The 18,775-nt window shown below is 39.8% G+C and carries 24 protein-coding genes and 1 riboswitch; of the genes, 9 read left to right on the top strand and 15 right to left on the bottom strand.

Translation table 11 applies throughout. The features are described from left to right. Positions 1 to 109: 109 nt before the first annotated feature. Positions 110 to 225, top strand: a riboswitch (FMN riboswitch). A 114-nt stretch (positions 226 to 339) separates the two neighbouring features. The 7 genes from ribD to Gferi_RS20195 all read left to right on the top strand — a co-directional run bounded on the left by ribD (position 340) and on the right by Gferi_RS20195 (position 5,652). Further along, positions 340 to 1,443 carry a bifunctional diaminohydroxyphosphoribosylaminopyrimidine deaminase/5-amino-6-(5-phosphoribosylamino)uracil reductase RibD gene (gene ribD / locus Gferi_RS20220; RefSeq protein ID WP_069981532.1) on the top strand — a complete coding sequence of 368 codons (1,104 nt, stop codon included), beginning with the start codon at positions 340 to 342 and terminating at the stop codon, positions 1,441 to 1,443. Positions 1,444 to 1,445: 2 nt separating this feature from the next. Then, positions 1,446 to 2,096 carry a riboflavin synthase gene (locus Gferi_RS20215; RefSeq protein WP_069979720.1) on the top strand — a complete coding sequence of 217 codons (651 nt, stop codon included), beginning with the start codon at positions 1,446 to 1,448 and terminating at the stop codon, positions 2,094 to 2,096. A 32-nt stretch (positions 2,097 to 2,128) separates the two neighbouring features. Next, positions 2,129 to 3,337 carry a bifunctional 3,4-dihydroxy-2-butanone-4-phosphate synthase/GTP cyclohydrolase II gene (locus Gferi_RS20210; protein WP_069979718.1) on the top strand — a complete coding sequence of 403 codons (1,209 nt, stop codon included), beginning with the start codon at positions 2,129 to 2,131 and terminating at the stop codon, positions 3,335 to 3,337. Positions 3,338 to 3,340: 3 nt separating this feature from the next. Further along, positions 3,341 to 3,802 carry a 6,7-dimethyl-8-ribityllumazine synthase gene (ribH, locus tag Gferi_RS20205; RefSeq protein WP_069979716.1) on the top strand — a complete coding sequence of 154 codons (462 nt, stop codon included), beginning with the start codon at positions 3,341 to 3,343 and terminating at the stop codon, positions 3,800 to 3,802. 339 nt (positions 3,803 to 4,141) lie between these two features. Further along, a complete protein-coding gene (locus Gferi_RS20200; RefSeq protein WP_069979714.1) occupies positions 4,142 to 4,366 on the top strand; it encodes a hypothetical protein in 225 nt (74 codons plus the stop codon). A 379-nt stretch (positions 4,367 to 4,745) separates the two neighbouring features. Beyond that, complete coding sequence (locus Gferi_RS29050; RefSeq protein ID WP_257785950.1) at positions 4,746 to 4,871, top strand: hypothetical protein; 126 nt, start codon at positions 4,746 to 4,748, stop codon at positions 4,869 to 4,871. A gap of 337 nt (positions 4,872 to 5,208) precedes the next feature. After that, a complete protein-coding gene (locus Gferi_RS20195; protein ID WP_069979712.1) occupies positions 5,209 to 5,652 on the top strand; it encodes a metal-dependent transcriptional regulator in 444 nt (147 codons plus the stop codon). Between the two features lie 39 nt (positions 5,653 to 5,691). On the opposite strand, the gene Gferi_RS29205 is transcribed toward Gferi_RS20195, so the two are convergent. From Gferi_RS29205 to Gferi_RS28515, 7 genes are all read right to left on the bottom strand, one after another. Continuing rightward, the gene (locus tag Gferi_RS29205; RefSeq protein ID WP_069981531.1) at positions 5,692 to 7,095 is read right to left on the bottom strand and encodes a nucleoside recognition domain-containing protein; all 1,404 of its coding nucleotides are present in this window, start codon (positions 7,093 to 7,095) and stop codon (positions 5,692 to 5,694) included. After that, positions 7,085 to 7,876, bottom strand: a complete 792-nt coding sequence (locus tag Gferi_RS29200; protein WP_069979710.1) for a FeoB small GTPase domain-containing protein — start codon at positions 7,874 to 7,876, stop codon at positions 7,085 to 7,087. Before Gferi_RS29200 ends, Gferi_RS29205 begins: the two co-directional genes overlap by 11 nt. 25 nt (positions 7,877 to 7,901) lie before the next feature. Further along, a complete protein-coding gene (locus Gferi_RS20180) occupies positions 7,902 to 8,162 on the bottom strand; it encodes a FeoA family protein (protein ID WP_069979708.1) in 261 nt (86 codons plus the stop codon). Positions 8,163 to 8,703: 541 nt separating this feature from the next. Beyond that, positions 8,704 to 9,156: a DUF134 domain-containing protein gene (locus tag Gferi_RS20175; RefSeq protein ID WP_069979707.1), complete on the bottom strand. Its 453-nt coding sequence runs from the start codon at positions 9,154 to 9,156 to the stop codon at positions 8,704 to 8,706. 4 nt (positions 9,157 to 9,160) lie between these two features. After that, entirely contained in the window at positions 9,161 to 9,436 is a 276-nt protein-coding gene (locus Gferi_RS20170) for a NifB/NifX family molybdenum-iron cluster-binding protein (protein ID WP_069979705.1), read from the bottom strand. 27 nt (positions 9,437 to 9,463) lie between these two features. After that, a complete protein-coding gene (locus Gferi_RS20165; protein WP_069979703.1) occupies positions 9,464 to 10,282 on the bottom strand; it encodes an Mrp/NBP35 family ATP-binding protein in 819 nt (272 codons plus the stop codon). 154 nt (positions 10,283 to 10,436) lie between these two features. Then, the gene (locus Gferi_RS28515) at positions 10,437 to 10,613 is read right to left on the bottom strand and encodes a hypothetical protein (protein WP_169833017.1); all 177 of its coding nucleotides are present in this window, start codon (positions 10,611 to 10,613) and stop codon (positions 10,437 to 10,439) included. Between the two features lie 270 nt (positions 10,614 to 10,883). Here Gferi_RS28515 and Gferi_RS20160 point away from each other — a divergent pair, with 270 nt between their 5' ends. Together Gferi_RS20160 and Gferi_RS20155 are read left to right on the top strand one after the other, a co-directional pair. Further along, complete coding sequence (locus Gferi_RS20160; RefSeq protein ID WP_069979701.1) at positions 10,884 to 11,942, top strand: DMT family transporter; 1,059 nt, start codon at positions 10,884 to 10,886, stop codon at positions 11,940 to 11,942. A gap of 177 nt (positions 11,943 to 12,119) precedes the next feature. After that, positions 12,120 to 12,326: a YibE/F family protein gene (locus tag Gferi_RS20155; RefSeq protein WP_069979699.1), complete on the top strand. Its 207-nt coding sequence runs from the start codon at positions 12,120 to 12,122 to the stop codon at positions 12,324 to 12,326. Positions 12,327 to 12,359: 33 nt separating this feature from the next. Here the strand turns inward: Gferi_RS20155 and Gferi_RS20150 are convergent, their stop codons facing one another. The 8 genes from Gferi_RS20150 to hypB are packed head-to-tail and all read right to left on the bottom strand — an operon-like array spanning position 12,360 to position 18,775. Beyond that, positions 12,360 to 12,545: a hypothetical protein gene (locus tag Gferi_RS20150; protein WP_069979697.1), complete on the bottom strand. Its 186-nt coding sequence runs from the start codon at positions 12,543 to 12,545 to the stop codon at positions 12,360 to 12,362. Positions 12,546 to 12,572: 27 nt separating this feature from the next. Beyond that, positions 12,573 to 13,577, bottom strand: a complete 1,005-nt coding sequence (hypE, locus tag Gferi_RS20145; protein ID WP_069979695.1) for a hydrogenase expression/formation protein HypE — start codon at positions 13,575 to 13,577, stop codon at positions 12,573 to 12,575. Positions 13,578 to 13,597: 20 nt separating this feature from the next. Beyond that, a complete protein-coding gene (gene hypD / locus Gferi_RS20140; RefSeq protein ID WP_069979693.1) occupies positions 13,598 to 14,689 on the bottom strand; it encodes a hydrogenase formation protein HypD in 1,092 nt (363 codons plus the stop codon). A 15-nt stretch (positions 14,690 to 14,704) separates the two neighbouring features. Continuing rightward, positions 14,705 to 14,929: a HypC/HybG/HupF family hydrogenase formation chaperone gene (locus tag Gferi_RS20135; protein ID WP_069979691.1), complete on the bottom strand. Its 225-nt coding sequence runs from the start codon at positions 14,927 to 14,929 to the stop codon at positions 14,705 to 14,707. Then, positions 14,920 to 17,199: a carbamoyltransferase HypF gene (hypF, locus tag Gferi_RS20130; protein WP_069979689.1), complete on the bottom strand. Its 2,280-nt coding sequence runs from the start codon at positions 17,197 to 17,199 to the stop codon at positions 14,920 to 14,922. Before hypF ends, Gferi_RS20135 begins: the two co-directional genes overlap by 10 nt. After that, the gene (gene tatC, locus Gferi_RS20125; protein ID WP_069979687.1) at positions 17,186 to 17,926 is read right to left on the bottom strand and encodes a twin-arginine translocase subunit TatC; all 741 of its coding nucleotides are present in this window, start codon (positions 17,924 to 17,926) and stop codon (positions 17,186 to 17,188) included. Before tatC ends, hypF begins: the two co-directional genes overlap by 14 nt. Before the next feature lie 20 nt (positions 17,927 to 17,946). Next, a complete protein-coding gene (locus tag Gferi_RS20120; RefSeq protein WP_069979681.1) occupies positions 17,947 to 18,111 on the bottom strand; it encodes a twin-arginine translocase TatA/TatE family subunit in 165 nt (54 codons plus the stop codon). After that, positions 18,104 to 18,775, bottom strand: coding sequence for a hydrogenase nickel incorporation protein HypB (hypB, locus tag Gferi_RS20115; protein ID WP_069979680.1), 672 nt, complete (start codon positions 18,773 to 18,775; stop codon positions 18,104 to 18,106). Before hypB ends, Gferi_RS20120 begins: the two co-directional genes overlap by 8 nt.

The following is an 18,775-nucleotide window of genomic DNA, read 5'->3' as shown; positions in this document are numbered from 1 at the left end:
TATTATTTTGTAGTGATACAATCATTATATTACAGATACAATTTTGATGCAATATAATTCTGTCTTGACATATTTTGTTGACCATGTTAGCATAAGCATATGACAACAGAATATCCTTCAGGGCAGGGTGAAATTCCCGACCGGCGGTTATAGTCCGCGAGCCGATTAGGCAGACTTGGTGTAATTCCAAGACCGACAGTACAGTCTGGATGGAAGAAGGAGAAGCATATCCATTGATACATATAATCTATATGTGTATATTGGAATATACATTAAATGCCCTGAAAATACTATTTTCAGGGCTTATTTTATTTGTATTTTAAAAATCGAGGTGATTTTTTGGACAGTACATATATGTATAGAGCACTGGCATTGGCAAAGCTGGGCACCGGTTATACAAATCCCAACCCACTGGTAGGTGCCGTCATTGTAAAAAATGATTCTATTATTGGAGAAGGTTATCACAGGCTATACGGTGGTCCCCATGCAGAAATCAATGCTTTTAGTAATGCCACTGAAAGCGTTGGGGGCGCAACCATGTACGTAACCCTTGAACCTTGCTCCCACTATGGCAAAACACCTCCTTGTGCAGAGGCAATCGTTAAAAAAGGCATTAAAAAAGTAATTATTGCTATGAAAGATCCGAATCCCCTTGTTGCCGGAAAAGGTATACAAATTCTTAAAGATGCAGGGATTGAAGTGATTACCGGCATACTGGAGCACCAGGCGAAAAAGCTGAATGAAGTTTTTATAAAGCATATCACTACAGGTCTTCCTTTTTGTGTTCTCAAAACCGCTATGACTCTTGATGGCAAGATCGCAGCTGCTACTGGTGAATCAAAATGGATTACAGATGAAACCTCAAGAAAATATGTTCACTTGCTTCGCCACCAGCATTCAGCCATCATGGTAGGTATCGGCACAGTTTTAGCCGACGATCCATTGCTCACTACAAGGCTTGAAGGAATGCAGGGCAGAAATCCGGTTCGTATCGTACTAGACACCCATGGCAAAATCCCTCTAGAATCCAATATTCTTAAGTGTGATACACATAAAAAAACAATTGTAGCTGTAACCGAACTTGCTGACAGCAAAAAAATAAAATCCATAGAAGCTGCTGGGGCTGGGGTGCTTATGGCACCAGTAAAAAATAATCAGGTGAATCTAAACTATGTAATGGAATGGCTGGGAAAAAACAAATTTGACAGTGTCCTTCTTGAAGGCGGAAGCACATTAAACTACACAGCCCTGCAAGAAGGGATTGTAGATAAAATCATTACTTTCATTGCTCCCAAAATACTTGGCGGTACAACTGCAAAAACTCCAGTAGGCGGCACTGGTGCAGCCCATATCTGTGATGCTTTTCTTCTGGAAAATATGGAGTTTTTTAAATTAGACAATGATTTGATGGTGGAAGCCTATATAAGAAAGGAGGTTCTATAACAGTGTTTACGGGACTTATTGAAGAAGTTGGAACTGTACAATCTATTCTCAAGGGCACAAAATCTGCGAAAATCGTGATTCACGCAAAAAAAGTTTTAGAACAGGTTCAATTAGGAGATAGCATTGCCGTCAATGGTGTATGTCTTACCGTTACCGATTTTACTTCCTATAGCTTTGCTGTAGATGTTATGGCTGAAACGATGCGAAGAACCAATCTGGCAAATCTCACCAGCAGCAGTAAAGTTAATTTGGAAAGAGCTCTACGGCTGGGCGATCGTTTAGGAGGCCATTGGGTCAGTGGCCATATTGATGGAATCGGGATCATCCGGGATTTCAAACAGGAAGACAATGCAGTTTGGGTATCCATATCTGCTCCACCAGAAATTTTAAAATACATTATCGAAAAAGGATCCATTGCAATTGACGGGATCAGTCTCACGGTTGCTTATGTAGATGAAAGTATTTTTAAGGTATCAATTATTCCACATACAAAGGATGTAACAACACTTCTCACAAAATCATCCGGTGATGCAGTAAATCTTGAAGGTGATATGATTGGAAAATATATTGAACGGTTTTTATCTTTTAGAGAATCTGCTGCTCCAAAACCCGGCATTGATATGGAATTTTTAAAAGAAAATGGTTTTTTGTAAAAATATTTAATAAACAATGAGGTGAAAAAACAATGTATAAATTTAACACTGTAGAAGAAGCCCTTGAGGATATTCGTGCTGGTAAAATGATTGTCGTCGTAGATGATGAAGACAGAGAAAATGAAGGAGACCTACTCATGCCTGCTGAAACCGCAACAGCAGAAGCAGTAAACTTTATGGCAAAATATGGCCGTGGGCTAATCTGTATGCCGATCATAGGGGCCCGATTACGGGAGCTGGATATTCCTCAGATGATTGGCCATAATACGGATGCACATCAAACCGCATTTACTGTGTCTATCGATGCCTTAGACACTACAACAGGGATCTCTGCCCAAGAAAGAGCCCATACAATCCAAAAAGTACTTGAATCAACAGCTAAACCTACGGACTTCAAAAAGCCTGGACATATATTCCCCCTTGAAGCAAAGGAAGGCGGTGTTCTAAAAAGAGCCGGTCATACGGAAGCTGCTGTCGACTTAGCTAAGCTTGCTGGATTTTATCCGGCTGGAGTGATTTGTGAAATCATGAATGAAGATGGCACCATGGCTAGAGTTCCAGAATTAATGCTGTTTGTTAAGGCGCATGAACTAAAAATCATTACCATAGCCGATTTAATTACCTATAGAAGAAAAAATGAAGTATTGATTGAGCGTGCTGCTGAAGCCGATATGCCCACAAAGTATGGAAATTTTCGCATCATTGGGTATCAAAACAAACTAAATGGGGAGCATCATATCGCTTTAGTAAAAGGAAATATATCCGATGGAGAGCCTATACTCGTTCGCGTCCACTCTGAATGTCTCACTGGCGATGTATTTGGTTCCATGCGCTGTGACTGCGGCGAGCAATATGCAGCTGCAATGCAGAAAATCTCTAAGGAGGGACGCGGCGTACTGATTTATATGCGGCAAGAAGGCCGTGGCATTGGCTTAATTAATAAACTAAAGGCCTATACCCTTCAAGATGAAGGTATGGATACCATAGAGGCAAATCTTGCCCTCGGTTTTCCGGAAGATATGAGAGATTACGGAATTGGTGCACAGATTTTGAATGATCTGGGTGTGAAAAAAATCAAATTAATGACAAATAATCCGCGAAAACTTGCGGGGATAACCGGTCACGGAATCGAAATTGTTGAAAGAGTGCCGATACAGATGAATCATAATGAAAAAAACGCTTATTATCTAAAAACAAAGAAGGATAAAATGGGCCATATATTAAATCTTGAGGAGGAGTAAAATATGAAAATTTACGAGGGTAATCTGATTGCACAAGGCTTAAAAGCAGGTATTATCGTGGGGAGGTTTAATGAATTTATAGGCGGCAAGCTTCTCTCCGGAGCAATAGATGCCTTAAAACGTCATGGAGCGGAGGAAAAGGATATTGAAATTGCTTGGGTACCCGGTGCTTTTGAAATCCCATTGGCAGCAAAAAAAATGGCAAAATCTCAAAAATATGATGCAATTATTTGCTTAGGTGCCGTTATTAGAGGATCTACGCCCCACTTTGATTATGTAGCCAGTGAGGTAAGCAAGGGCATTGCCAGTGTATCCTTAGATACAGAAGTCCCTGTAATTTTTGGTGTACTTACTACAGATACAATTGAGCAGGCAATCGAGCGTGCCGGGACGAAAGCCGGAAACAAGGGCTACGAAGCAGCTGTAACAGCAATTGAAATGGTAAATCTATTTAAGGCTTTTTGATAAAAGCAGACAGCAATAAGTCATGAAGGCTAAGCCTGAAGCCTCATGGCTTATTTATTTACGAAATTTCATAGATGTTTTACTTTAAATTCTGTTTTTAGTTGTTTTTTATCGCCTTTTTCATCTATGGAAAAAGCTCTTTAAATTTAAGGAGCTTTTTCTTTTACCCTAAATATGATTTATTCTGGATCGGTGTCTGTTAAATAATTGAAAAAATCCCTCATCCCTATAAGATAATTTTTAGAATCCGGAAAGTAACACATATGGTTTATATCACATATCCTAAAGTAGAAAGAGGACAAAGAATAAAGATATATAGATAAAAAGGAGGTGTACTATATGTCAGAGGCTAAAGGATTAGGCGGTTTTGTCGGCGGCTTATTTGGATGCGGCCCTGGTGAACAATCCAGCTTACTATTCTTCTTTTTATTATTGGTGATTTTATTCCAAGGTCCATTAGGAGGATTATTTGGAACTGGTGATGAGCTACTATTCTTCTTCTTGCTATTAGTAATCATATTCTGCTCCCCATTTTTATTTGGTGGCTGTGGGATTGGATGCTAGTAGGCTTCGGGATTGGAGATTTGCTCCAATCTCTTTTACATAAAAGTTTTGTTTATACTATCCATAAACTATAAATCTATTCAATTCCAGCAAAAGATAAATTCAGTCATCAATCTATCACCTCCTTATAATACCTAGGACCTACCCTAGGTATTATATTTTTCTTCTTGGATATATCATTGCGGCAATATCCATATTCAAATATATTTCGCCCCTTCCAGCCATAGTTTATACTCTATCGAAATAGTATTTTTTGCAATTGCTAAGGTGTATCACTTAATTAATGAACTACATATTTTGTATTAGGAGAAGAAACAAGCTGTATTTTTATATCTCACACTTTCTAAAACTTTTATAAAATTCAAAGGAGGTGAACAAAATGGCTGATAAACAATGTGGAGTAGGTGGTGTCTTTGGTGGATGCGACAGCAGTCTATTATTTTTCTTCTTGCTGCTTGTAATTCTATTCTGCTTCCCTTTTTTCGGCGCCGGCTTCCGATGCTAGCATAAATAAGGGTGGAAAATTCCCACCCTTATACATAAAATTTTATACACCATAAGCCGTTCATATATTCGCTGTTTGTTAATCTATTGACATAGTCGCTATGAACTGTAATAACGTGGATAAATATATATTATTTTCCTCCCTCTCAATGGCATTCCATTTTTCCTGCGCATGAAGCGTATATTTGAATAAGTATGATATTAATTTGTTATTTCTGGAGTCCTTTTGCCATAAATATAGTTATAGGATTTTTTATTATGGCCATATCAAAATAACAATGGGGATAAAACCCCTTTTCATGCATACTGCTTTTCCAAAACAGATGGGAGGTTTTTATATGCTGTCACCAAGTTTAGAAGACTATTTAGAGGAAATTTATCGTTTGTCGATTCTAAAAAGTAGCATACGTGTTTTAGATATTGCCGACCGATTAAATGTTTCATCTCCCTCTGTCGTTAAGGCGCTGAAAAAATTACACGAAGAAAAACTGATTCGATATATAAGATATACAGAAATACGATTGACTGATGATGGGGAAAAGCTGGGCAGACTCTTAGTAAGAAGAAATGCTGTACTTCAGGAGTTTCTAAAAGTTATCCGCAGCAATTGTAATTTAGAAAAAGAGGCAGAAGCTATGGAGCATTATTTAAGCCCTCCTACGATTTCTGCCATAGAAAATCTCATTGCTTTTCTAAAGCTAAAAGAAGTCAGAGAAATGTATGATAAGTTTAATGAACCGCCTAGCGACACCCACTGGAGTGATAAAATTCAAACCCAATAAAAGCACAATCCTTTCATGCCTACCAGACTTTATTGGTTATTATGCAAATCCGAGAAATCTTACGCTTTGTGTTATCACAAATAATAAGGCAATTCCAATCAACGTAGGCAGCACTGCACTAAATAGGGTCCATTTGAGACTGCCACTTTCCTTTCGTATGGTCCAAAGGGTAGTTCCACAAGGATAGTGAAAAAGTGCAAACAACATGACATTTAGTGTTGTCAACCAGGTCCATCCATTGGCAATAAACAGTTCCTTCATGGCTTGAATACTGTCCAGCTCCAGCATAGCCCCTTCTGCCATGTAGCTCATGATCAGTATGGGCAGGACGATTTCATTGGCAGGCAATCCTAGGATAAAGGCCATTAGAATAAACCCATCCAAGCCGATCATACGGGCGAATGGCTGTAAAAATCCAGCACAGAGTGCTAAGATACTTTGTTCACCAATCATGATATTGGCAAGGAGCCAAGTGACTAATCCTGCTGGTGCTGCAACAACTATCGCACGGCCAAGAACAAAGATGGTTCTATCTATAATGGATCGATATAGTATTTTACCAAATTGGGGTCTTCTGTAGGGTGGAAGCTCTAGTGTAAAGGTTGATGGGATTCCCTTTAGTACGGTCTTAGATAAACCCCAGGATACGACAAATGTAGCCCCGATACCTATTAAGACCAATAAAGATACAAAAGCAGAGGCCGCAAGGGTAGAATACTGTGCAGCAATGACGCCCCCAATAAAAATGGTGCCTAATGCAATTAAGGTTGGAAAGCGTCCGTTGCATGGAACAAAGTTATTTGTAATCATTGCAATAAGGCGTTCTCTTGGGGATTCTATGATTCTACAGGCAATGATCCCGGCAGCATTACAGCCAAAGCCCATACTCATGGTGAGGGATTGTTTCCCATGCGCTCCGGCCTTTTTAAAGAATTTGTCGAGATTAAAAGCAACTCTAGGTAAATATCCAAGATCTTCTAGCAGCGTGAAGCATGGAAAAAATATAGCCATAGGTGGCAGCATAACCGATACAACCCACGCCAGGGTTCTATACACACCCAGTACCAATATGCCATGAAGCCAAACAGGGACATTTGCTGCCATAAACCATCCTGTTATGTGTTCTTCTAGACTAAAGAAAGCATCAGCAAGCATTTGAGAAGGATAGTTGGCACCGGTTATGGTTAACCAAAACACCAATCCCAACAGCATAAACATAATCGGAAAACCTAAATATTTTGAAGTAAGAAGATCATCAAGCTTTTCATCCCATGTATATTTAGTAATAGAAGTCTTTTTCACAGTCTTATGGGCAACTTCTTCGGCGGTACTGTAAATACTGCTCACAATCCCATCTCTAAACTCAAGCCCTTTCTCTTGATTTAACATTTGCTGTAATCGTTCCAGTCCATGGCTTTTGGCATAACCTTCACTAGCACTCATATACACAAGCGACCCCCTCACAGTCAAATTTATTATCATCATAGAGGAAATTATTGATAGATTCTAAGATTGTAGCATCTCCTTCAATGAGTCTTAGCGCTACCCAACGGGCATTTAATTGATCTCCTAATATTTCCTTTAGCTGAGGTAGTATTTTTTCAATCTCTTCTTCGATGGCCGGGGTGTATTTCATTGGGCGAGGCGCTGTTTTTTCATGTGCCAAAGCAACATTATATACTCTGTCCATCAGATCCCTAAGCCCTTTACCACTCCTGGCAGTAGTTGCAACCGCTGGAATTCCTAATTCTTCTTCCAGTGCTTTTATATTCACATCAATTCCTTTTCTTTTTGCTTCATCCATAAGATTTACACACAGAACTACTTTATCTGTTAATTCCATAATTTGCAAAGCAAGGTTCAGATTTCTTTCAATGCAAGTAGCATCGGTTACAACAATCGTCGCATCCGGTTCCCCGAAGCAAATAAAGTCCCTTGCGACTTGTTCCTCAACAGAATTTGCCAGCAACGAGTAGGTTCCCGGTAGATCCACGAGAATGATCCTTTTCCCCTTATGAAAAAAACTTCCCCTTGCATTTGTTACTGTCTTTCCCGGCCAATTACCGGTATGCTGGTTCAATCCAGTTAATGCATTGAATACTGTACTCTTTCCGACATTCGGGTTACCGGCAAGTGCAATAACCAGATCATTTTGACCTGATGTTTTAATATTAAATTTTGTATCTAAAACTGCCTTCCCACAAGATTGACAACTGAGTCCCATATTTCTTTCCCCCTTCTATATCAACTTATTGTGTGATCACTTTCACAAGAATTTTTTCTGATTCTTCTGTCCTTAGGGCAATCCTTGCGCCTCTTATGTCATAGGCGATGGGGTCTCCCAGCGGACTCTTCCGGACAGCCGCTACAACCGTTCCCGGCACAAGTCCTAGATCCAATAGTCTTCGTCTCTGAAGGCCCTCTGCCTCTAACCTGAATACTTGCGCAACTGTACCAATAGATACCGCAGAAAGCGGAATATGACTTTTAGAAATTGTTTGCAGTTCCATAATAAACCTCCTTACTTTATATATTAGCCAAAGCTAATTTTAGACAAAATAAAAAAGCTATCTACGGATCAATGTTAAATTCATTTCTTTGAATATGCATAATCTATATATCTAAATATTACCTGGATAGCATTTGACTGTAGAACATTAGCTTTGGTTAACTCATTTTAATTTTTTTCTAATTTCATACTATGCTTTTTTTCAAATTGTGTTACATATATGAATTTATTTTCTATATAAGTTGCAGTAAAGCTATTATAACGCTGTGTGAGATAGCGGAGTCATGTGGAGGGTTCGTCTGGCACAGATGTTTTTATGTGCCTGAGGAACCCTCCCCGTGGCGTAGCGGTTGTACTAGCTTTATAGAACAAAAATAAAAACCGATAAATTGCACAATAGCAATTTATCGGTTTTTATATTAATTCGGGACGACACACAGGTCGTCTCCTACTAAAAGCCATAAAACAAATGCTCTTAAATTAAACTGCTCCGCCCCACCGCTTTAGGCATCCGCCCTATAGCCGCATAGTTTTTCTTTAAACTAACGCCTGTTGCACCAGTGTTTTCGGCATGGTTTCATGCAGCAATGCTCCTTAACCGTGCATAGGATATGGGCCGAACCGCAGCTCGGACAAATACGGTTTTCTTGCTCCAAAGCTTCATCAAACTTTTTGCCGCAATCTTCACATTGATACTTGCAAATGTTATAGGTATAGTTGCCTCCCTGTATATCGATCGCCTTTCCAGTTGTAAGTGCTTCCGCAACCTTTCTTCTCGCCTCATCGATAATTAGCTGAAAAGTTTGTCTTGATATATGCATCTTCTCAGCACATTCCTCTTGGGAAAAATTTTCCAAATCCTTTAACCGCATGGCTTCAAGCTCTTCTAGTTTTAAAGTAATTTTTTCAACGGAACATGTCTTTATACCCATGGGTATAAAGTATGTATTCTCAGGGACAAAAGATATTTTTCTTAGTTTTGTAGGTCTTGGCAAAATTTCACCTCCTGCAATTTTTACATACACCTTCTACGACAACATCCATATTATTCTCTCCAAATAGTGCTTGGGCAGTTGCGCCCATTCCCCCTGAAATCACAACATTAACATCTTTCTCTGATAAGAACACTGGTAAAAATCCTGGTCTATGCCCTGGATTTTCAATAAAAAACTGATTTTTTATCTTTCCACTCTCCAGTTGAAAGATCTCAAAGGCTTCACAGTGTCCAAAGTGCTCTGATACCATACTCCCATCTCTAGTGATTGCGACTCTCATTTTCCTTCACCCCCATAAACAAAGAGCTTATACATTTTGAAAACAAAGATTTTCATCTTTTCCTGCTTCTATGACCTTTTCAATTTGAATGCCAAAAGCTTCTCCAAAGGTGTAATTAATTTTCTCATATAATTCTATTTTTCCTTCATCACTTAAAGACGTCAGCTCCGGATCGATAGGAATTTTTCCGATTAGTGGAATATCCATCTCCTTAACTATGGTTTCTATGCCGCTATTTCCAAATACACTATGCTGCTTACCACAATCAGGACACTGAAAATAACTCATATTTTCAATAATTCCTAAAATAGGAATTCCCATCATTTTTGCCATATTGATTGATTTTGTTACAATTAGTTTGGCTAAATCCTGAGGTGTTGAAACAACAATAATTCCATCAATCTCCAATGACTGCATAATGGTTAAAGGTACATCTCCAGTTCCCGGTGGAAGATCGATCAGAAGATACTCCAGATCTCCCCATAGGACATCGGTATAGAATTGTTTTACCATATTGGCAATCAGTGGCCCTCGCCAGACAACCGGTGCATCCTCTTGGTCTATTAGTAAGTTGATAGACATAATCTTGATCCCTGAAGCAGTTTTTACAGGCATGATTTCATTTTCCATGCCCACTGCCCTTTTTTGATTTACACCAAAAACCTTAGGTATGCTAGGGCCTGTAATATCGGCGTCTAATATACCCACCTTATAACCCTTATTATTTAAAGCTACCCCCATTAATGATGTTACAGATGATTTTCCTACACCCCCTTTGCCGCTCATCACTGCAATGATATGTTTAATGTTTGTAAATGGATTGGTTTTTTCCTTTTGTATTTCCATAAACATCCCTCCTGCTATAGTTATTGGCATTTGCTATTTATATTATACAAGTAATTTTGGCAAATGCCAATAACTTTCAAGGAAAATAAAACACCCTGTTTTACTGCTAAAAAACAAGGTGTTTTCCCTAATGCTATATTCACGCTGTCTAAGGTTAGTCTTGATAGCCAGATAATTGTTGAACTGCAGTATTCAGTGAATTGATTGCCTGTTGAATTCTATTTTTGTTATCTTGCTTTTCTGCTGAGCCTAAAGCCTGCTGTAAAGCGCTAACAGCTGTTTGCACCGATGCCATACTTTGATCCACCTGTTGTTTTGCTTTTCCTGCCACACACAACACCTCCTTCTACAAGATTTCAGTTATAGTATGGTTATAACGTAAAAATCTATACTATAGTTTTTATAAAAAATGGTATAAATTCACAGGTAGGGTTTTCCAATTCAATTGTTGTCTCATATTAGCAATAAGACTTATCATCACCATAAATGTATCATTACAAAATCTAATTGTGACACTATTACATAATTGGAAAATATATGTTATAGTATATTAATCCGTAAATATCCTCTAATCGGTTTCATAAATAAAGGAGGTTATCCTATGCAATCAAATCCTACGAAATATATGGCTATTGGACAGGCAATTCTTGCAGCTGCTTTATTTGGCATGAGTGCACCTTTTTCAAAACTGCTGCTTGTTAAAATCCCTCCCCTTATGCTTTCAGCACTTTTATATCTTGGAGCAGGCTTAGGCATGTTGCTTATAGACTTAGGAAAGAGAATTTTGGGCGTTGAGCGTGTAGAAGCAAAACTGGCAAAAAAGGAGCTGCCTTTTGTAATCCTAATGGTTGTACTAGACATTATAGCACCCATATTTTTAATGCTTGGCTTAACCATGACCACCTCTGCAAGTGCCTCTCTGCTGATTAACTTTGAAATTGTTGCAACTTCGATTGTTGCCCTGGTGATCTTTAAGGAAGCCATCGACCGGCGTCTATGGCTTTCCATTATTTTGATTACTCTATCCAGCATAATTCTTTCTGTTAATGATTTTACCAGTCTATCCTTTTCGATGGGTTCAGTTTTTGTATTGCTTGCCTGCATCTCTTGGGGCTTTGAAAACAACTGCACAAGGAAGCTTTCTCTTAAGGACCCATTGCAGGTAGTGATTATAAAAGGCCTGGCATCGGGCTTTGGTGCTTTGGTAATCGCTGGATTCGCAAGTGAACTCTTATGGCATCTTGGATATATTCTATTCTCATTGCTGCTGGGTTTTTTTGCATATGGCTTAAGCATATTCTTTTATGTTAATGCCCAAAGACATCTGGGAGCTGCAAGAACCAGTACCTATTATGCAGTAGCCCCCTTTATCGGCGTAGGCATATCCTTTATTATCCTATCTGAACCAATCACCCTATCTTTTGTGGCTGCCTCCATCATCATGATTATAGGAACATATTTCGCCGTCATCGAAGGACACGGGCATGATCATGAGCACCCAGTGATTGAACATGCGCACAGGCACAACCATTCCGATGGACATCACGGTCATTTCCACGAGACGATTGTTCATGGAGACCATGCACATCTTCATATACATGAAAAGATGGTTCATGCTCATCCTCATACACCCGATCTCCATCATGCCCATAAACACTAAAGCATTTTAGGTCTTTCCCTATTTGCAGTTTAACATTTGTTCATAGTGAAAGTACCGATAATGCCACACATATTCATCGTGCAGTTTTACTAGGTGTAGAATTTCCTGGAGATCATCAAACTATCGGTTTCCCCATTATCTTTATTTGCTTCCGGCCTGAATGTCGGAAAAGATATTATGGACACAATGGCCAATACCCTGATTTTAGCTTATGCAGGTGCATCCCTGCCACTGTTTTTATTATTTGGTCAAATGGATCTTTCCTTTACCCATATTTTAAACACAGAACTAATTGCCGAGGAGGTCGTTCGTTCTCTCTGCGGCAGTATCGGCTTAATTTTAACGATTCCATTAACTTCCCTCATGGCTTCTATTAAAGCCTAGAATGATTCGCTTATTATCTCCTTAATGAATTACCTAGCCTTCATGAGTTTCGTATTCGGCTAGTATATCCTTCATCTTAGAAAGCGTTTGTTGAATCCCCTCTACTTTTTCATCATTCTTTTTGTTGGCAATTTTTAACTCTATGCATTCTATGATATTATAATGATCTTCTTTATTTAATCTTTTCAGCAATGTAACCAAATGGCTTTCCATACACATTTGTCACTCATCTCCTTTTATTTTCTACTAACAGATCCTGGGCAGGAGTTCTCCTACCGGCATTTGGAGAATCCTTGTGCCGCCAATCTCTGTTTTTACATAAACCTGCCCTTGGGGTGAATGCACTACAGTTCCAATAATGGCTGCATCTTTACCCATAGGATGACTTTTCATGACTCCTAATACCGCTTCTGCATCTTCTTCTGCAACAATCACTACCAATTTGCCTTCATTGGCAATATATATGGGATCTAGCCCCAATATTTCACACATACTTCTTACCTCATGCTTTACTGGGACAGCGGCTTCCTCCAGTAGCAACCCCACATTGCTTTGCTTTGAGATTTCGTTTAAGGTAGTTGCCAGGCCCCCTCGGGTAGGATCTCGTAATACCTTGACCTTTGCTCCTGTGTGAAGTATTTCATGGATCATTCCACTGAGCAGCCCGCAATCACTCTCTAAGTCTATAGAAAATTCAAAGCCTTTACGCAGTGCCATAATCGCAGTGCCATGATCGCCTATGGTGCCGCTGATGATGATCTTATCCCCTGCCTTCGCATTCTGACCGCCTATGTCTATATCTTCCGGCAGGATACCAATTCCTGTGGTATTGATATAGATCTGATCTACACTCCCTGACTCCACCACTTTTGTATCTCCTGCAACGATTTTTACTCCTGCTTCTTTAGCCGCCTCACCAATAGAAGCTACGATTTTTTCTAAATCCCCCATTGAAAATCCTTCTTCAATAATGAACGCAAGGGTAATATAAAGAGGCTTTGCTCCACTCATAGCTAAATCATTAACGGTACCATAAACTGACAGCTTGCCAATATCTCCTCCTGGAAAAAAGATGGGATGGATGACAAAGGAATCTGTAGATACAGCAATTCTTCCGGAAAATTTAGGAAGAATAGAAGCATCATTTCCTTGCAGAAGAATATCGTTTTGAAAATGTTTGTAGAAAAGGCCTTCGATCAACTGATGACTTGCCTTTCCCCCACTGCCGTGGGCCAGTGTAATGTAATCCATGAAGATATCCCACCTTTACTTTAAAAATGATTTGGTTTATACCGATAATATGCTGCACATGTGCCTTCCTCTGATACCATGCAGGCACCCACCGGTGTTTCTGGCGTACACTTGGTTGAGAAGAGTCTGCAGTCTAAAGGACTGACTTTACCCTTTAAAATCTCGCCACAGATACATCCTTTGGCCGGCTGCTCCGGTGCCGCTTGTATTCCCAGCTTTTTCACCGTATCATAGGACTCATAGTCTTGTCTAAGCCTTAGTCCTGTGCCCTCGATGGATCCTAATCCTCTCCAGACACTGGCAGTTTCTTCGAAAACCCTTTCGATCATCTCCAATGCCTTAAGATTTCCATCTTCCGTAACCAGTCTGGTATATTCATTTCTAACCTGACTTTCTTTCTTATCAAGCATGTCCAGGATGTGATAAATACCCATGATAATATCCGTTGGCTCAAAACCTGCTATCACTGCAGGTAAACTGTATTTCTCTGATAAAAACCGATAGGGCTTCACACCAATCACTGCACTTACATGCCCCGGACAAAGGAATCCATCGATTTGAATATCTTCTTCTCTCACCAATTCTTCCATGGTATTGGGCATGGTCTTGATGGATTGCAGAATCGAGTAGTTATTTATGTTGGCTTTTTTCGCCTGTTCTACACTTAAGGCAATGGTAGGTGCTGTAGTTTCAAAACCAACGGCTAAAAAAATAACTTCCTTTTGAGGATTTTCTGCTGCCAGCTGAACAACATCCAAAGGAGAATATACCATCCGGACATCTCTTCCCTTTGATTTTTGCGCCATCAAAGAACCTTCTGTTCCAGGCACCCGCAGCATATCTCCAAAAGCCGTAATGATAACATCTTGTCTCTCCGTCAGTTGTATGGCTGTATCGATATAGCTCTGTGGTGTTACACATACAGGGCATCCAGGACCCGAGATTAGGCGGATCTGGTGCGGCAAAAGCTGTCTGAGACCACTTTTAAAAATCGCCATGGTATGGGTTCCACACACTTCCATAATGGTAATCTCTTTATCAGCCATATTTTCTATTTTCTGAACCAACTTCCTGGTCAAGCCAGGATCTCTAAATTCCGTTAAATATTTCAAGTTTTCACACCCACCTTAACCCTCTTGTCCCATTGCATATCGTTTAAAAAGCTCTAAGGTCTTTTCCGCTTCTTCCCGGTCAAGACGTGAAACGGCACAACCGGCATGTAAAAGTACATAATCCCCTACCTGCACATCATCCACCAAAGCGATATTTACCTGTTTTTTGACGCCACCAAAATCTACCCAGGCTTCCAGACCATCTATTTTAATAATTTCTACAGGAACTGCTACACACATGACTTATTATCTCCTTTCTTGATTCTGCGGTTTGCGATGACCAACTGTCCCAGCGCAATTCCTCCATCATTGCAAGGAATTTGTTCATGCATATATACTTGAAAATCCTTCTCAGTAAGACGGTAATAAACTTCCTTAAGCAGGATTTCATTTTGAAATACACCCCCACTGAGAACAATCTTGGAAATCCCATATTTTTCATAAATTTTGCAGCATAATTCAATGGTAAAACGAATAACCGTTTCATGAAATCTTCCAGCAATTCTCGAAGCCTCTACTCCTTTTTCTATATCCTGAATGATCTCCTCAATTATTGGTCGGGTATTAACTACATAGGCTTCATCCAGTATTTCAAGTTGATAAGAATAAGGAATAGATTCAGATAGGTTTGAAATACCTTCTAATTCAATAGCTCCTTGTGCCTCGTAGGTAATGGTTTTACATATTCCCAGCAGGCCAGCAACACTGTCAAATAATCTTCCCATGCTGGAGGTCTCGGGACAATTCAGCTGGTGTTTTAGTACCTGAATAATGTTTGTCTTTTCTTCTTCAGATACCTCCATAGACAGAGGCAGTTCTAAAGCTTCTCCCCTTAAGGCATAAAGTTGGCTGGCAGCCATTCTCCACGGCTCTTTAACCGCAGTTTCCCCACCAGGCATTCTCATATAGTTTAGGTGTCCTACCCGTTGAAATCCTTCATAATCGCATATCAGGAACTCCCCTCCCCAAATCTTTCCGTCTGTACCATAACCTGTACCGTCATAGGCGATTCCAATGACCGGCTCATGAATGCCATGTTCTGCCATGCAGCTGGCAATATGGGCATGATGGTGCTGTATCGCTACTTTATCCCCGGTTTCTTTTTCAGCGTATACGGTAGAAAGATATTCTGGATGTAAATCATGGGCTATGATATGCGGTTGAATTCCATAGACAGATTTAAAATGGTCGACACATGCTTGGAAATGCTGGTAGGTTTCTAAGTTCTCCAAATCACCAATATGCTGTCCGAAAAAAGCCATATCTTTTTTTGAAATACAAAAAGTGTTTTTCAGATGAGAACCGCAGGCCAAGGTTTCTTCTATGCCCTCTATTTTTATAGGAATCGGTGCGTATCCTCTTGATCTCCGGATCAGCCGCTCCTTTCCCAATACCACCCTAGATACAGAATCGTCTACCGGAATATGGATTTCCCGGTCATGGAGTAAAAAACAATCTACAATTTCACCCAAATGATCTATGGCTTCCTCGTTCTTATATTCGATGGGCAAACCGCTGATATTGCCACTGGTCATGATTAAAACCTCTAATGACCCATGAAACAGCAGATGGTGAAGGGGTGTATAGGGCAGCATGATCCCCAGCCGTTTTTGTCCCGGTGCAATGCTTTCAGGAAGTCCTTCGTTTTTTTTGTCTAACAAAAGGATAGGCTTTTGAATTCCAGTGAGAATCTCCTCTTCTTTTTCATTGACATGACAGTAGGCGCGTAGGGTTTTCAAATCTCTCATCATCAAGGCAAAGGGTTTCCATGGCCGTCGTTTTCTTGTCCTAAGTTTTTGGACTGCCGCTGGATTCTTGCCATCGCACACTAACTGAAAACCTCCTAAACCCTTAACTCCAACAATGGCTCCTGCCTTTAATCTACGATAAAGCTCCTCCATAGGATCCTGGGTATCGATGGGATTGCCCCTTTGATCGGTTAACCACATCCGTGGTCCACAGTCTGGACAAGCGTTAGGCTGCGCATGAAATCTTCTATCCAAAGGGTTTTTATATTCTTCTTTACACTTATCACACATGGGAAATTTTTTCATTGTTGTCATTTCTCGATCATAGGGCAGCTGCTGAATGATGGAAAATCTTGGTCCACAGTTGGTACAGTTGGTAAAAGGATATCCATATCGATGATTGTCGGCATTTTTAATCTCTTCTTCACATTGAGCACAGATCGACACATCTGGTGAGATCAGTGTCAATACCTCTTCTTTGCCATGACTTTTTTCGATGTTAAAGGAATCATATCCGAAGTAAGGTAAATTCTCTACTATTACTTCCTCAACTTTTGATAGTGGAGGTGCTTCTTCTGTCAGCTTTCTTTGAAAAGCCTCCAGGTTTTCTAAGTTTCCTTCTACCTCAATGCGTACGCCTACGGCTGTATTGTTTACCCATCCTTTTAAATTTTCTTCTAAGGCAATTCTATATACAAAGGGTCTAAATCCTACCCCTTGAACTATTCCTGTTACTTTGATAAATCTTCTATAGTTCCTCATTAGCTTTTATACTCCTGCGTTGGGTAATTTTATGAAATATAAACATTAGTCCTAAACTTAGTTCAAAAAGGAATAGGAGTGGTAAGGCTACTGCCAGCTGACTAACGGCGTCAGGAGGTGTAATCACTGCACTGAGAACAGCGATCAGCAGGATCATATACTTTCGATTCTTCGCCAGCAGTCTATAGTCTACAATTCCAAATCTTGATAGCATCAATAAAACCATAGGCAGTTCGAATACAAGCCCTAACCCTAAGGTAAATCCCATTACAAAGGAAAAGTACTTGCTCGCTGAAAGCATAGGCTCCATTAATCCATCTCCAAAACTTAAAAGATATTGGAGAGTCATGGGCATCAAAAACTGGAAGCTAAAAACTATACCGCTTCCAAAAAATAAAATCACAAAAGGGAGGCAGGAAAATAGGATTATTTTTTCTTTCTTATAGAGCGCCGGTGCAATAAACAACATCGTTTGAAGAAATATTAAAGGAGAAGCAAAAACAATTCCTCCGAAAAATGCTGCCTTTATTCTTGTCATAAAACCTTCCGCTGGGGTAATAAAGACCAAGTCAATATCTCCCAGAGGTGCCTTCAAAAGTCCAATGATCTCAGGGGCTTTGATATAGGCTAATGCTGAGCACACCAAAACAGCCAGCAGGCAAAAAATCAACCCCTTTCTCAATTCGTCCAGATGATCTAGGATACTCATCTCTTCTTGTTTTGTCATGATCCTTCCTCCCTAGATCTTTACTGCTTTTCTTCTGTATCCTTTGAAATTTCCACTGCAGCTTTCTTAAATTCCTTAATAGAAGAACCCAAAGCCTTTCCGATCTCTGGAAGCTTTTTCGGTCCAAAAACCACCAAAGCGATCACCAATATAACAATCAATTCTGATAATCCTAAACTAGGCATCTTTTTTTCCTCCTTTGCACACAATTTTTTGTTGTAGATAATGACAAAGATTCTGAAATCCCTGCCCTGTGGTGCAGGATACTTCAAATATTTTCATATTTTCATTTAATGCTTTGATGTCCTGATAAAGCTCTTCCATAGAAAAATTCGTAAATTGGATTAAATCCATTTTGTTTACAATCAGAATGTCGGATCTCTGAAACATAGAAGGATATTTTAATGGCTTGTCGTTTCCCTCTGTAATACTCAGGACCGTCATTCGCAGATCTTCACTTAGGTCATAGGATGCAGGACACACTAGATTTCCTACATTCTCAATGATTAAGAATCGAATTTGCTCCAAATCAAGGTGTTCTAAGGCCTCTGATATCATGGCTGCATCTAGATGACAAGCGCCTCCTGTGTTTACTTGGATCACAGGTATACCCTGGGCCTCGATACGCTCTGCATCCTTCGTGGTATATAAGTCTCCCTCTATCACTGCCATTGCTGTCTGCCGCTTCATGATCCGGATCATTTGCTCCAGTACGGAGGTTTTTCCAGCTCCTGGAGAGCCTAATAGGTTTATGGTGAATATGCCCTTTTGTCCCAAAATACCCCGATTTTTATCCGCAAGATCATCATTGCTCTTTAGGATATTCTTTTTTACCTGTATTTGTTTCAT

The sequence above is a fragment of the Geosporobacter ferrireducens genome (assembly GCF_001750685.1).
Classification (GTDB): Bacteria; Bacillota; Clostridia; order Peptostreptococcales; family Thermotaleaceae; genus Geosporobacter; species Geosporobacter ferrireducens.
Note: the sequence above shows the minus strand (reverse complement) of the source record. Positions and strands in the feature narration are given on the sequence as shown.

Coding starts and splice junctions, on each gene's coding strand:
- hypF (WP_069979689.1), bottom strand. CDS start 17,199: ATGAGGAACTATAGAAGATTTATCAAAGTAACAGGAATAGTTCAAGGG.
- Gferi_RS20135 (WP_069979691.1), bottom strand. CDS start 14,929: ATGTGTGTAGCAGTTCCTGTAGAAATTATTAAAATAGATGGTCTGGAA.
- Gferi_RS20160 (WP_069979701.1), top strand. CDS start 10,884: ATGCAATCAAATCCTACGAAATATATGGCTATTGGACAGGCAATTCTT.
- ribH (WP_069979716.1), top strand. CDS start 3,341: ATGAAAATTTACGAGGGTAATCTGATTGCACAAGGCTTAAAAGCAGGT.
- Gferi_RS20165 (WP_069979703.1), bottom strand. CDS start 10,282: ATGGAAATACAAAAGGAAAAAACCAATCCATTTACAAACATTAAACAT.
- Gferi_RS29205 (WP_069981531.1), bottom strand. CDS start 7,095: ATGAGTGCTAGTGAAGGTTATGCCAAAAGCCATGGACTGGAACGATTA.
- Gferi_RS20210 (WP_069979718.1), top strand. CDS start 2,129: ATGTATAAATTTAACACTGTAGAAGAAGCCCTTGAGGATATTCGTGCT.
- tatC (WP_069979687.1), bottom strand. CDS start 17,926: ATGACAAAACAAGAAGAGATGAGTATCCTAGATCATCTGGACGAATTG.
- Gferi_RS20150 (WP_069979697.1), bottom strand. CDS start 12,545: ATGTGTATGGAAAGCCATTTGGTTACATTGCTGAAAAGATTAAATAAA.
- Gferi_RS20195 (WP_069979712.1), top strand. CDS start 5,209: ATGCTGTCACCAAGTTTAGAAGACTATTTAGAGGAAATTTATCGTTTG.
- Gferi_RS29050 (WP_257785950.1), top strand. CDS start 4,746: ATGGCTGATAAACAATGTGGAGTAGGTGGTGTCTTTGGTGGATGCGAC.
- Gferi_RS20120 (WP_069979681.1), bottom strand. CDS start 18,111: ATGCCTAGTTTAGGATTATCAGAATTGATTGTTATATTGGTGATCGCT.
- hypB (WP_069979680.1), bottom strand. CDS start 18,775: ATGAAACAAATACAGGTAAAAAAGAATATCCTAAAGAGCAATGATGAT.
- hypE (WP_069979695.1), bottom strand. CDS start 13,577: ATGGATTACATTACACTGGCCCACGGCAGTGGGGGAAAGGCAAGTCAT.
- Gferi_RS20200 (WP_069979714.1), top strand. CDS start 4,142: ATGTCAGAGGCTAAAGGATTAGGCGGTTTTGTCGGCGGCTTATTTGGA.
- Gferi_RS20180 (WP_069979708.1), bottom strand. CDS start 8,162: ATGGAACTGCAAACAATTTCTAAAAGTCATATTCCGCTTTCTGCGGTA.
- Gferi_RS20155 (WP_069979699.1), top strand. CDS start 12,120: ATGGACACAATGGCCAATACCCTGATTTTAGCTTATGCAGGTGCATCC.
- Gferi_RS20170 (WP_069979705.1), bottom strand. CDS start 9,436: ATGAGAGTCGCAATCACTAGAGATGGGAGTATGGTATCAGAGCACTTT.
- Gferi_RS29200 (WP_069979710.1), bottom strand. CDS start 7,876: ATGGGACTCAGTTGTCAATCTTGTGGGAAGGCAGTTTTAGATACAAAA.